This is a genomic window from bacterium, from assembly GCA_041649255.1.
GTDB lineage: Bacteria > Hydrothermota > UBA3073 > JACQXS01 > JAQTXJ01 > JAQTXJ01.
In genome coordinates, this window is record JBAZNK010000004.1 from 68,013 (window position 1) to 80,301 (window position 12,289).

The 12,289-nt window shown below is 35.2% G+C and carries 14 protein-coding genes; 12 read left to right on the plus strand and 2 right to left on the minus strand.

Features of this window, described 5'->3' with window-relative positions; translation table 11 throughout:
- Positions 1-108: 108 nt before the first annotated feature.
- Both WC614_04085 and WC614_04090 read right to left on the minus strand, forming a co-directional pair.
- Positions 109-1,317, minus strand: a complete 1,209-nt coding sequence (locus WC614_04085; GenBank protein ID MFA5032179.1) for a glycosyltransferase — start codon at positions 1,315-1,317, stop codon at positions 109-111.
- Between the two features lie 10 nt (positions 1,318-1,327).
- Entirely contained in the window at positions 1,328-2,386 is a 1,059-nt protein-coding gene (locus WC614_04090; protein ID MFA5032180.1) for a glycosyltransferase family 4 protein, read from the minus strand.
- Positions 2,387-2,614: 228 nt separating this feature from the next.
- Between WC614_04090 and WC614_04095 the strand changes: the two genes are divergently transcribed.
- The 12 genes from WC614_04095 (at position 2,615) to WC614_04150 (ending at position 12,275) form a co-directional block, all read left to right on the plus strand.
- Positions 2,615-2,842 (plus strand): hypothetical protein, encoded by a 228-nt coding sequence (locus WC614_04095; protein ID MFA5032181.1) that lies wholly within the window; start codon positions 2,615-2,617, stop codon positions 2,840-2,842.
- A gap of 55 nt (positions 2,843-2,897) precedes the next feature.
- Positions 2,898-4,154, plus strand: coding sequence for a sigma-54 dependent transcriptional regulator (locus WC614_04100; protein MFA5032182.1), 1,257 nt, complete (start codon positions 2,898-2,900; stop codon positions 4,152-4,154).
- 422 nt (positions 4,155-4,576) lie between these two features.
- Positions 4,577-4,765, plus strand: coding sequence for a hypothetical protein (locus tag WC614_04105; protein ID MFA5032183.1), 189 nt, complete (start codon positions 4,577-4,579; stop codon positions 4,763-4,765).
- A gap of 50 nt (positions 4,766-4,815) precedes the next feature.
- Positions 4,816-5,865: a sigma-54 dependent transcriptional regulator gene (locus WC614_04110; GenBank protein MFA5032184.1), complete on the plus strand. Its 1,050-nt coding sequence runs from the start codon at positions 4,816-4,818 to the stop codon at positions 5,863-5,865.
- Positions 5,866-5,982: 117 nt separating this feature from the next.
- Positions 5,983-6,393 (plus strand): flagellar basal body rod protein FlgB, encoded by a 411-nt coding sequence (gene flgB / locus WC614_04115; protein ID MFA5032185.1) that lies wholly within the window; start codon positions 5,983-5,985, stop codon positions 6,391-6,393.
- 24 nt (positions 6,394-6,417) lie between these two features.
- The gene (flgC, locus tag WC614_04120; GenBank protein MFA5032186.1) at positions 6,418-6,921 is read left to right on the plus strand and encodes a flagellar basal body rod protein FlgC; all 504 of its coding nucleotides are present in this window, start codon (positions 6,418-6,420) and stop codon (positions 6,919-6,921) included.
- A 106-nt stretch (positions 6,922-7,027) separates the two neighbouring features.
- Positions 7,028-7,315: a flagellar hook-basal body complex protein FliE gene (gene fliE, locus WC614_04125; GenBank protein MFA5032187.1), complete on the plus strand. Its 288-nt coding sequence runs from the start codon at positions 7,028-7,030 to the stop codon at positions 7,313-7,315.
- 66 nt (positions 7,316-7,381) lie between these two features.
- A complete protein-coding gene (gene fliF / locus WC614_04130; protein ID MFA5032188.1) occupies positions 7,382-8,860 on the plus strand; it encodes a flagellar basal-body MS-ring/collar protein FliF in 1,479 nt (492 codons plus the stop codon).
- 55 nt (positions 8,861-8,915) lie between these two features.
- Positions 8,916-9,899 carry a FliG C-terminal domain-containing protein gene (locus WC614_04135; protein ID MFA5032189.1) on the plus strand — a complete coding sequence of 328 codons (984 nt, stop codon included), beginning with the start codon at positions 8,916-8,918 and terminating at the stop codon, positions 9,897-9,899.
- 6 nt (positions 9,900-9,905) lie between these two features.
- Positions 9,906-10,481 (plus strand): FliH/SctL family protein, encoded by a 576-nt coding sequence (locus tag WC614_04140; GenBank protein ID MFA5032190.1) that lies wholly within the window; start codon positions 9,906-9,908, stop codon positions 10,479-10,481.
- Between the two features lie 10 nt (positions 10,482-10,491).
- Complete coding sequence (locus tag WC614_04145) at positions 10,492-11,811, plus strand: FliI/YscN family ATPase (GenBank protein ID MFA5032191.1); 1,320 nt, start codon at positions 10,492-10,494, stop codon at positions 11,809-11,811.
- Between the two features lie 17 nt (positions 11,812-11,828).
- Positions 11,829-12,275 carry a flagellar FliJ family protein gene (locus WC614_04150; GenBank protein MFA5032192.1) on the plus strand — a complete coding sequence of 149 codons (447 nt, stop codon included), beginning with the start codon at positions 11,829-11,831 and terminating at the stop codon, positions 12,273-12,275.
- Positions 12,276-12,289 lie beyond the last annotated feature (14 nt).

A 12,289-nucleotide genomic window follows, 5' to 3' on the forward strand; every position in this document is an offset into this window, starting at 1 on the left:
AAAAAAGCAGGAAAATTAGGAATTTCCACTCTTTTTTATTTTCTAATTTTGACATAAAATTTTATTTATCTATATCTTTTTTATTATCGTCAAATTTTCCTTAAAACTTTAACTTACATATGCTTCTTTATTCCACTCCCGCATAGTTTCTATTATACTGCTTGCGCGATGGACATAAGTATGTTCCTGTAAAACTCTTTGTCTTGCTTTTTTTGCAATCTTTTTTCTTTCGGTTGAATGCTGAAGATAAAAGTTAACCAGTTCTTTTAATTCTTCCTTATCCTTGAAAGTTATTACCTCTTCTTTTGGAATAAACAAATCAATCAAAGTCTTACGTTCATCCGTAATAAGAAACCCGCCCGCAGCAGGAACATCAAATACCCTTTGATTACATCCCTCCGGCATTTGAAAACTTGTAATATTTAAATTTATTTCACTCCCGTTATAAACCAAAGGCAATTGAGTGTAATAGTTTACGGCAGGCAACAATGTTACGTTCTTGAAAAGTTTATGCCAACCCGTATCTCCATATATTCTTAATCCACAAGATAAAATATTCTCCAAGACTTCTTGTCTTTTGTTAAACGTAGCTTTTAATGCAATATAAGACTCAAGTTCAGTTAATTTTCCATTATCAATCGGCAATTTTAATTCCAGAGTTTCAGATATTTTTTTCAATGCTTTGCCTGAGAAAATTCCACTTTTATTATGTAATAATTTTAAGGTTTCATCAGATAGTTTTTCCCATTCATTAATATTAGAGACTTTCTTTTTCCACTTATCAACTGATTCTATCATAGAATCTCCAACAAAGCTTATATCCGTTACATATTTACCGGGTATATTTTCCATTAGTTTAAATATTTCCGGGTCAGTTCCAAGAGGTAAATACTTAACTTTTTTAAATCCTGATTCTTGAAGTTCAGAAACATACAAAGGGTCCCACACAAATACGTTGGCATAAGGAGAAACGTTTTCTTTGTCATAACCTTCAAGAATATATCTAGGGGAATCTACATACCATATTGCATACGGAATCTTTAACTCGGTTAACAATCCCGTAATTTTCCCTTCACAGTCAAACCCCTCGTGGTTTACGGTGAATATGAAATCCGGTTGAAATTCACATAACGTAACCAGAAGTTCTTTTAGGAAGGTATCTTTCTTGTTAACAGTTATTTTACGAACTTCGCAGCCAAGTCTTTCAAATGCAGTAGCGCATTCTTTGACAATATAATAATCCCATTCAAATATAACTATCCTTGTCTTATTTCTTTTGAATTTTGCATAAGATGTTGCGGATTTAATCTTTTGCATCGCTCATATTTCAGACTTTGCAGGAAATTCCGACTTTACTTATTACTGCTCTCAGTTTTTGAAATTCCTTTTTAGGATTGAAATGTGTTTTTATATAAATCTTACCATCTTCTACTAATTCTCTCCTTAGGTTCTCATCATTCAAAACTCTTTTTATCTCTTTTACCCATTTATCCGGATTTAAGAAATCATCTATTAATATGGCGCCCGGTCCAGCAGCTTCAGGGATTCCACCTATTCTTCCTGCAACTACAGGTATTCCATTAAGCAAAGCTTCTACAATTATCATACCAAAAGTTTCTCCTATTACTGAAGGGACAACTAATAATTTAGTAGTAGAATAAAAATATTTCGGAGGAGTATATCCCATATATCTTACATTTGGAAGTTTAAGTTTTATTCCATGTCCTACAGTTAAAAACTGTTCTTCCGGCATTAATCTGGCAATTTCACAAAAAGTTAAAATACCTTTACGGACTTCAGGCTGATACATAGTAATATACTTCTGAGGTACAAATATCTCCTCGCATATGATTTCATCATAGTTGATAAACGGATAAATCACTTCCGAATCCATATTTGTAAACTCTTTTAACACCTGTCTTGTATATTCGGAATTTGATATAATAGCATCTGCCTGTTGAAGCATCTCACGATTTCTTACAAGCGTAGTTTCATACAAATTGTAATAATTACAGTTTTTACAATTTCTGTCACATATTTCTGCATATAAGGGCACATGACAGAAATAATCCATACCATGAACAAAAAGAACTACCGGAATGTTTAACCTTTTGGCGATACTGACTGCAAAGGGAGCAAGATCAAACTGCGTAAATATGACATCCGGCAATAAAGTTTCTATACTTTTTGTAAGACTTAGCAATTCGCTAAAAGTATTTACTGTTACACCATTTTTTTCCACTTTTCTGCTTCTATTCTTTTCAATACAAAAAGCATAGGTATCAAATCCTTCCTCGCTTAAATGCTCAAGCAATGTTAAACTACTTTTTTCTGCACCTCTTAAAGGAGGATACAAATCGTGTGCTATGAATAATATTTTTTTCATTTATTCCTAATGCCTTTTTTAAATCAGCAAGTTCCGTGTCATTTATTAAAATATTCTGAACTCTCTTATATCATAAACATTTAAAGCTTTATTTAAAATACAAAAATATTTTCAATGTGGAAAATATTTCCTATCTAATAGGCAAAGAACTAACTATTTTTTAATCACAAGAATGGATTATTAAAAATGCTTGACTTTTTAAATATTAAGATTAATTGTTTTAACAGAATGGCGATTATCAAGAGAGATAAGATTATAATTGAAGGTGAAGAAAATATAGGACTATCTCCTTCTCAACAGTCTATTCCTGTAGATACCCCGAATAATACAGAGTTAAAGGAGCCCGGGATAAGTATAAACAAAGCAAATGGCATAGTTAACAGTATAGACATATTATGTACTTGTGGGCGTAAGATTCATATAGATTGTGAATACGAGGAAAAACCAAAAGCATAATTAGAAAATAGAAAAATAGGACATCCCGCTTTGACGGGTATCTGATAAATCCTTTATGAATAATAATTATAAAGTTCTTGTTTATGATTCCTCTTACGAAGTATGCAACACGCTAAAGAATATTCTAAAAGATTTTAATTTCGAAATAGTAGAGTGTACAAATGTAAAAGATTTTTTTAAGTTTCTTGAAAGTATATTTTTTAATATCGCCTTTTTTGACACAGAAAACAAAGATAAAATCGAGATAGATATTTTTCAGAAATTTAAGATGGCTATGAATCCTGATATAAATATTATTTTAACATCTACAGTTCCCAAAGTTGAAATTGCAATTCGCGGCATTAAGTTCGGAATTTTAGATTATTTAACAAAACCTCTTAATAAGAAAGAAGTGTTGGAAAGCGTAAATAAAGTAGTGAACAAAGAACAGCCTTTTGAGAGAACCGGGTTGGGTTTATTAATAGGAGTTTCTCCAAAAATGCAACAACTTTATTCTGAAATCTTAAATGTCGCTCCAACAAACTCCACAGTATGCATTCAAGGAGAAAACGGGACCGGCAAAGAATTGATAGCCCAAACCATTCATAATCTTTCCCTTCGTAAAGACGCGAACTTTATACCTGTAAATTGCAGTGCCATTCCTGAAAGCCTGCTCGAGACAGAATTATTTGGTCACGTAAAAGGCGCATATTCCGGAGCATCTCGCGATAATCCTGGCATTTTCAGGGCAGCCGAAAAAGGAACCATATTTCTTGATGAAATAGCAGAAATACCACACAGCATTCAGATAAAACTCCTAAGGGTTCTTGAAGAAAAAGAAGTCAGATCTATTGGAAGCGCCCAGAATTATAAAATTGATTGTCGCATTATTACAGCTACAAACAAAGATCTTGAAAGAGCCGTTTTACAAGGAAAAATAAGAGAAGATTTTTTCCATAGACTGTTTGTCGTTTCTATAATAGTCCCTCCGCTTAGAGAAAGAAGAGAAGACATTCCCCTTCTAATTGAACACTTCTTAATTTTAACCAAGGGACAAAATAAAAAACAGATTTCGGACGAAGTTCTTGAAGCTTTATGCTCTTATGATTGGCCCGGAAACGTCAGAGAATTAGAAAACGTGATAGAAAGCGCTTGCGTTACAAGCAGCAGTAATAGTTTAATCAAACTAACCGATATTCCCTTAAAAATAAGAGGAAGCAAAGGATTCATGCCAAATCGAAAATCTGTTTTATGGGATGACACACAAAAAAGCCTCATTCAAAGGACACTTGCCCAAACAGGCACAACAAACTCAAAACTGCAAAACTACTAGGCATAGATCGCAAAACATTATACAGAAAACTCAAAAGATATAAAATAGTATCTCCATCACCCCAGACACAAGACACAACACAATAAACCAGCACAAAAACAAAACAACCCAATCAAAATAAACTACACATTAAACACACTCAAAATACCCCAACACAAACAAAATCAACCACAATAGTGTAGCATAAAACTACACCCCAAAACCCCTAACCAACAACACAAAACAACACAGCGTCAATTCGCTACACCACACTGTCGCTCAATGCCTCAGTGTGGCAAATTGACATATAGGAACAAAATGCCACATTGTAACATAAGGCAAAAAGCCACACCTCGGGATTATTTATCATCACAGTAAAATAACTCAGGGGTATATTGCTACACTAGACTGTGGCTAAATAGAACATTGGGGCAAATTGACATATGAGAACAAAAGCCACACCGCAAAGTAAGGCAAAAAGCCACACCTCGAGACTGTTTATTATCCTATTAATACAACTTAGGGGTAAATCGCCACATATAGTTGTGTCAATTTGCCCCTGTGGTTATTTAGGACATACTGATTTGTATGATGATGTAACTATTTGTTGGGTGTGGGTTTTAGGGTATTAGTGTGAATAATTTTGTATATTGGCACATTTGTTGCTATTATAATATCTACTATGGCAAAATTAACGGAATTATTTTCTGAATTTAACGTTGCTGCAGAACGATTAGAAGGGGCTTACAAGGTTTTACAGGAGAAGGTTGAGCGTGCAAACCTATCCTACGGTTTTGGACCTCTTGTTGGAAGAACTGAAGGGATGAAGGAAATATACGAGATAATTCGTGCAGTTGCAAAGAGTAGAGCTTCGGTTTTGGTATATGGGGAGTCCGGGACCGGAAAAGAACTTGTATCAAGAGCAATACACTACGAGAGTAATTGCAAAGATAAACCTTTTATTTCCATAAATTGTGCGGCTATTTCCGAGGGGTTGTTAGAAAGCGAGCTTTTTGGTCATGAGAAAGGAGCTTTTACCGGAGCATTAGAAAAAAGAAAAGGGAAATTTGAACTTGCCAATGGAGGGACATTACTTCTTGATGAAATTTCAGAGATGGGACTTATGCTCCAGGCGAAATTACTTCGTGTATTACAGGAATTTAGGTTTTTTAGAGTAGGCGGTTCCGAAGAAATAAAAGTAGATGTGAGGATAATTGCCACAACAAACCTTAATCCAAAAGAAGCTATTGAAAAACAAAAACTCAGAGAAGACCTTTTTTACAGGTTAAACGTAGTGAGCGTTAATATTCCACCATTGAGAGAAAGAAAAGAGGATATTCCTGTTCTTGCGGCTTATTTTTTAAGGAAATATTCCACTTTTTACAATAAACAGGTAAATTCCATCTCAACAGATGCATTAAAAATTCTTTTAAATTATAACTGGCCTGGAAATGTAAGAGAACTTGAAAATGTAATAGAGAGGGCAGTGATTCTTAATTCTTCTCCCTCGGTTCTCACTTCACATCTCAATCTTTCCAATAACTCAAATGATGTGCAATTAAACGGACTTATTGGATTATCTTTAGATGAAATAGAAAAGAAAGTTATTATTGAAACATTAAAAAAGAATAATGGGAACCGGACAAATACTGCTAAAATGTTAAAAGTAAGTATCCGGACAATAAGAGAAAAAATCAGGCAATATAAAAAAGATGGGGAAATAATTGACTAATAGGTGGAGTTTTTTGCCTATTGTAAAAAAAAGTAGTTTTATGAATTTATTATTTTATATACCTATTATAGGTAGTGTTAATTTTGGCACGAAATTTGCTATTATAAATATATTACAATGAATAGTATTTTTAACGATATGGGTTTTGGCGCTACAAAAAAAGGGTTGGATGTTAGCGCTTTGAGAAACAAGGTAATTGCCCAGAATATTTCAAATGTCTCAACGCCGGGATATTCTTCGTCAAAAGTAAAGTTTGAAGAGCTTCTTGACGAAAAACTCGGGTTCAAATTATCCGGGACACGCACAAATCAAAGTCATCTACCCGTTGGCAGGGCAAATAACGAAATTAACAACGTAAATCCCTTAGTTGAAACATCAACTGATCCGATTCCGGCTGGGAAAGTCAACAACATAGAGATAGACAAAGAAATAGTTTCGCTTGCAAAAAATTCTTTAGATTGGGATACGTATGTTAATTTGATTTCTTTCAAATATAGGCTTTTAACGCTAAGTATAAGAAGACAATAACAAAAATAAAACGGAGGTTATTATATGGGATGGTTTCCGGGAATTGACATAAGCGCGTCCGGGCTTTATGCGCAGCGTGTCAAACTAAATCAAGTAGCAAACAATATTGCAAATATAAATACGACCCGTAGTTTTTCGGGTGGACCTTATCGCAGACACGAGGTTTTATTGAAATCGGAAGATAATTTTTCGCAGCATCTTAGTGGACTGGAAGCTACACAAACGCCTCTTTCTTTGACACATCCTCGTCATATGCCATCGCTTGACGCTATGGGATCAGAATCCACACGGCAAAGACAAGGCGTAGCAGTAGATGAAGTAACTGAAGATACCGTAACTCCCTTTAAGACGGTATATAATCCTTCTCATCCGGATGCAGATAAGGATGGTTACGTAAAATTACCGAATGTAGACATTACTAAAGAACTTACGGATATGGTAATAGCCAAAAGGGCTTACGAAGCAAATGTTGCATCAATTAATGCGAGTAAATCAATGGCAAGAACAGCACTTGACATAGGGAGATAAAAAGAAATGCAAATTTTAGATTCTAGACTTTGCCTGCCTGCCGGTAGGCAGGGATTTGGGATAAGTACGATCTCGGCATCCACCTTAGGTGGAGATAGGAGGGTTAATGGATAAAATTAGTAGAATTCAATTCGAAGCTCTTGCAAAATTAGAAGCGGCAAAATCAGACAAATCCGTTGATTTTAAATCCGTTTTAGAGAATTTTGTTAAAGAGGTTAATGACTTACAAAAGGAAGCAGACAATTCCATAGAGAAATTTACTTCAGGAAAAGAGGTAGACATTCATAAGGTAATGATAGCGACTCAAGAGGCACAAATAAGCTTCCAACTTATGCTTGAACTTCGTAATAGATTGCAGACGGCTTACGAAGAAGTAATGCGCACGCAGATATAATATTTAAAGTATACTAATATGAACAATATAATATAATGAGGGAGATATTTTATTTAAAATAATCCTATGAAATTCTGGAGCAAGCTTGGAATATTACAGAAAATTCTTTTTATTGGGATAATCATAACAGCGATAGCGTCTTTTATGATTGTTCCAACTATGAAGAGCAAAAATGAAAAATTTGTCACTCTTTATTCTGAACTCAGTTTAAAAGAAGCAGGCGAGATAACAAAAAACCTTAAAGAGCTTAGCATTCCTTACAAAATAACGGATGGTGGCACAAAAATTCTTGTTCCTGAACTTCAAGTTTATGAGTCCAGACTAAATTTAGCATCTAAAGGAATTCCCAAGGGTGGAACGGTCGGCTATGAAATATTTGACAAAAACAATCTTGGGACAACGGCATTTGTAGAAGAAATAAATTATAAACGTGCACTTGAGGGAGAACTTGTGCGAACTATTCAGAGCATAGAAGAAGTCAGCAGTGTAAGGGTTCACCTTGTTACACCAAAGGAACGATTATTTAAAGAAGACCAAAAATCACCGAGTGCATCAGTAGTATTAAGATTAAAAAGTCCTCTTGCCGAGTCACAAATAAAGGGCATTGCTCATCTTATTGCCTCATCCGTAGAAGGTTTAGAGGCACAAAATGTAACTATACTTGATTATTCCGGAGAACTTTTACACGGTGGGGTTGGCGGGGAAGCGGACAACATTGCCATTTTATCAGGCAATCAATTAGAAACAAAACGCGATGTAGAGCGTTATCTTGCGCAAAAAGCTCAAGCCTTACTTGAAAAAGCAGTAGGTTATAGCAATGTAATCGTAAAAGTAAATGCAGACATTAATTTTACCAATATAGTCGAGACTAACGAAAAATATGACCCGGAAGGACAGGTAGTAAGAAGTGAGGAAAAACGTTCCGGCGGACAAAGTGGTGAAAAAAGTTCTGTAACTAATTATGAGATAACAAAAAGTGTTCAGCAGGTAATCAATCGTGCCGGCACCATAAACAGGCTTTCTGTTTCGGCTTTAATAAATGGGACATACGATCTTATAGAAGAAAACGGGAAGAAATCTTATAAATATACTCCTCGTAGTGAAACCGATTTAATGAAGTTTCAATCGCTTGTAAAAAATGCAGTAGGATATACATTAACAAGGGGAGATTCTATAGAAGTCACTTCCGTTCCTTTCGGAGCGCCTGTTATTGACACACAGAAACCGGAAAAAGAAGGGATACCTATTTTAGTTATAATACAACCACTTATAACACCTATAGTGACCGGAATAGTAATTATTATAGTTCTTATGTTTTTAATACGGTTATTAGGTTCTATGCCTTCCGCTGCCGGTCGCCCTGTCAATCGTTCTGCCGCTCCCGGACAAACTGCTGCAAACGCTCAGACATCTCCAGATAGAGCAACAGAAAGTACAAAGGGAGAAGAAAAAACAGATTTCAATAAACTAAAAGAAGACTTTTCAAAGACCGTAGCTGAGAACCCAAATATGCTTGCGGGAGTAATAAAAAGATTACTGAAATAAAAACAAGATAACGAGTTCTAATGGCTATCGCCAAAGAACTTGTAATAAATAATACATGGCAGAAGAACTATCAGGACCACAAAAAGCAGCAGTTATTATCGCATGGCTTGATGATACTCTTGCAGTTGAAGTTTTAAAACAATTATCTCCTGAAGAAATAAAATCAGTAGCAAAAGAAATAGCCCAACTTGGAAATATTCCACCAAGGGCAGTAAAAAATGTATTATCTGAATTTAATGAATTAATGACAGAACAACCTATTGTAGGCAACCAGACAAGGGCAACTGCACTTCTAAATCAGGTAATGGGAAATTTGGAATATTCAGAAATAGTAGGGGATTATGGCGGAGAAAGCGACAAAAAGGCATTGGAAATTCTCCAGAATGCAGATCCTTTTGCTCTTCTTGATGCAATAAAAAATGACCAGCCACAAACTATAGCAATAACGTTAAGGACCATTCCCCCGGCAAAAGCATCAATGATTTTAAGAGACTTGCCTCCCGAAACAATGGAGGAAGTCATAAAAAAAATGACCAAACTTGATAACGTTTCTTCGGAAACAGTTAATATAATAGCACAAAGTTTAAGGATGAAACTACGATTAGCGACATCCAAAGAAGAGATTCGTCGTTCAAGCGGAATTGGTATTGCATCTACAATTGTATCTTATATTGGTGGAGCAGATGCTCAAAATATATTAAAGTCTATAGGGGAAAAAGATTCGGATACGGCAAACAGGATGAAAGATTTAATATTCACATTTGATGATATAGCAGATATGGAAGACAAAGCGCTCCAGCAGATTATTCGTGAGATAGACAGGCATACTCTTGTTGTAGCATTAAAAGGTGCCAATGAGAAGATAAAAAATAAGATTTTATCCAACGTATCAGAAAGGGCAAAAGAAGAGTTGATGGAAGAATTTGAAACGCTTGGTGCTTTGAGATTAGCGGAAATAGAAGAATCTCAAAGAAAAGTTGTAGAAATAATACGAAGGCTTGATGAAGAAGGCAAGGTTACGTTACAAAAGAAACAATAATAATTTATGGAATATACAATAAAGACGAGCATGCCATTAAAAGATATATCTTTTCGGCAGGCTACGCAAAATACATGCGAACATCTAGATTTCTGGAATAAAGTTTACGGGGAAGGGTTTAAAGATGGTAGCCTAAAAGGCACAGAAAAAGGGCTAACAATGGCAAAGAACGAGTTGCAAAATACTAAAGAGAAGTTAGAATTTTTAGTTCATTCTTTTTTAGAGGAAAAAGAGAAACTTTTAAAATCATCGGAAACAACCATATTTCAATTAGTAAAAGAGATAGCCAAAAAAGTTATAGAGATTGAGATAAACGAAAACCCTAAAGTAATTGTTGATACTGTAGGCGAAGCAATAAAGCGGATAAGAGAAGAAGAAAGGGTTATAATTAAAGTTAATCCCGTAGATTTTGACATTATAAAATCAAAAGAAAGCGAATGGGTAGCTTCTCTTCCTTATGTTTCAAAGTTTCAAATAACAGCCGACGAAAATATATCCCGGGGAGGTTGTTTAATAGAAACCAGTGTTGGGAAAATAGATGCCACTATTGAGTCCAAGTTTAAGAAATTAGAAGAGCTCTAATAAACAAACTATGACAGAACTTATATTGGATAAATATTTAACAAAAATAGAGAATACGGACTTTATATCTCATAGCGGTAAAGTTACGGGTGTAACAGGACTTATAATTGAAGCACGTGGACTTCATGCAGCAATTGGGGAAGTTTGCAATCTAATAAATAATAACAATCCCCACGAAAGCATAAAAACTGAAGTAGTTGGTTTCAAGGGCGACAATACACTTCTTATGCCACTTGGTTCAATGGATGGTATTTCTCCCGACACTGAAGTTATTACAACAGGCAAGCCATTGGAAATACCTGTCAGCAATGCTCTTCTTGGAAGGGTATTAGACGGGCTTGGGAATCCAATAGACGACAAGGGACCTCTTTTAAGTTCCGAAAACAGGTGTGTATATAATGTAGCGCCTCATCCTTTAAAACGTTCAAGAGTAAAAGAGGTTTTACCTACCGGGATAAAGGCAATAGATGGTTTTTTAACTTGCGGAAAAGGCCAAAGGATAGGAATATTTTCCGGAAGCGGCATAGGGAAGAGTACATTAATGGGTATGATTGCGAGGTATTGCAAAGCCGATATAAACGTAATTGGACTGACAGGGGAAAGGGGAAGGGAAGTTAAAGACTTCATCGAAAAAGATTTAAAAGAAGGTATTAGCAAATCGGTCGTAGTGGTTTCCACTTCCGAACAACCTGCTCTTATAAGGTTAAAAGGAGCATTTACGGCTACTACGATAGCAGAATATTTCAGAGATAAGGGTTATAACGTATTATTATTATTGGATTCCATAACTCGTATAGCAATAGCACAAAGAGAGGTAGGGTTATCCATTGGGGAACCGCCAACAACAAAAGGATTTACTCCTTCGGTTTTTGCGCTTTTACCAAAACTTCTTGAGCGTTCGGGAATGTCTGATACCGGTAGTATTACAGGTTTTTACACCGTTCTTGTCGAACAGGGAGATATGGATGAGCCAATATCGGATGCCGTAAGAGCAATTCTTGATGGACACATCGTTCTTTCAAGAAAACTTGCCCATGCAAATCATTATCCTGCGATAGACATTCTTTCGAGTATTTCAAGACTAATGATAGACATTGTCCCCAAAGAACACAATAATGCAGCAAGGTTAACGAGAGACATTCTTGCATTACATAGAGAAACAGAAGACCTTATAAATATTGGGGCATATGTCAGACATTCCAACCCCAAAATAGACCACGCAATAGATATGATTGATAAAATTAACGATTTTGCAGAACAAGAAATCGATTTAAAAGCAGAGTATAAGCAAACCATTCAACAATTAATTGAGCTTAGCAAGTCCGCCTGAGGCGGAGTTGATAAAAAATGAAAAGATTTGAATTTAGGCTTGATAAAGTTATGAATTATAAAAAAAATATAGAAGAGATGAAGAAACAAGAACTTGCACAAGCTATGAGATTGCTTCTTGAAGCTCAAATAAAAGCTTCCCAGTTGAAAAAATATAAATCCTGCCAGCTTAAAGAGATGACTGAGATCCAGGAAGATGATATATATACAAGATTATTGTATGATAAGTATATATTAGCTTTAAATTTTCACATAAAAATGGCTGAAAAATTAATAGCAGAAAGAATCCTTTTAAGCGAACAAAAAAGACTTGAAGTTGTTGAGGCATCTAAAGCCCGACGTATCTTTGAAAAATTAAAGGAGAAAAAAATAGAAGAATTTAATTACGAGCGAAATAAATGGGAACAAGGCGTTGAAGATGAATGTGCTAAATACGTTCATAATAATCAGAGTACGATAAGATAATCCGCCAAGGCGGG

Excerpts from the sequence above, each read along its gene's own strand:
- WC614_04085 (MFA5032179.1), bottom strand. The coding sequence starts at position 1,317 with ATGCAAAAGATTAAATCCGCAACATCTTATGCAAAATTCAAAAGAAAT.
- WC614_04090 (MFA5032180.1), bottom strand. The coding sequence starts at position 2,386 with ATGAAAAAAATATTATTCATAGCACACGATTTGTATCCTCCTTTAAGA.
- WC614_04095 (MFA5032181.1), top strand. The coding sequence starts at position 2,615 with ATGGCGATTATCAAGAGAGATAAGATTATAATTGAAGGTGAAGAAAAT.
- WC614_04100 (MFA5032182.1), top strand. The coding sequence starts at position 2,898 with ATGAATAATAATTATAAAGTTCTTGTTTATGATTCCTCTTACGAAGTA.
- WC614_04105 (MFA5032183.1), top strand. The coding sequence starts at position 4,577 with ATGAGAACAAAAGCCACACCGCAAAGTAAGGCAAAAAGCCACACCTCG.
- WC614_04110 (MFA5032184.1), top strand. The coding sequence starts at position 4,816 with ATGGCAAAATTAACGGAATTATTTTCTGAATTTAACGTTGCTGCAGAA.
- flgB (MFA5032185.1), top strand. The coding sequence starts at position 5,983 with ATGAATAGTATTTTTAACGATATGGGTTTTGGCGCTACAAAAAAAGGG.
- flgC (MFA5032186.1), top strand. The coding sequence starts at position 6,418 with ATGGGATGGTTTCCGGGAATTGACATAAGCGCGTCCGGGCTTTATGCG.
- fliE (MFA5032187.1), top strand. The coding sequence starts at position 7,028 with ATGGATAAAATTAGTAGAATTCAATTCGAAGCTCTTGCAAAATTAGAA.
- fliF (MFA5032188.1), top strand. The coding sequence starts at position 7,382 with ATGAAATTCTGGAGCAAGCTTGGAATATTACAGAAAATTCTTTTTATT.
- WC614_04135 (MFA5032189.1), top strand. The coding sequence starts at position 8,916 with ATGGCAGAAGAACTATCAGGACCACAAAAAGCAGCAGTTATTATCGCA.
- WC614_04140 (MFA5032190.1), top strand. The coding sequence starts at position 9,906 with ATGGAATATACAATAAAGACGAGCATGCCATTAAAAGATATATCTTTT.
- WC614_04145 (MFA5032191.1), top strand. The coding sequence starts at position 10,492 with ATGACAGAACTTATATTGGATAAATATTTAACAAAAATAGAGAATACG.
- WC614_04150 (MFA5032192.1), top strand. The coding sequence starts at position 11,829 with ATGAAAAGATTTGAATTTAGGCTTGATAAAGTTATGAATTATAAAAAA.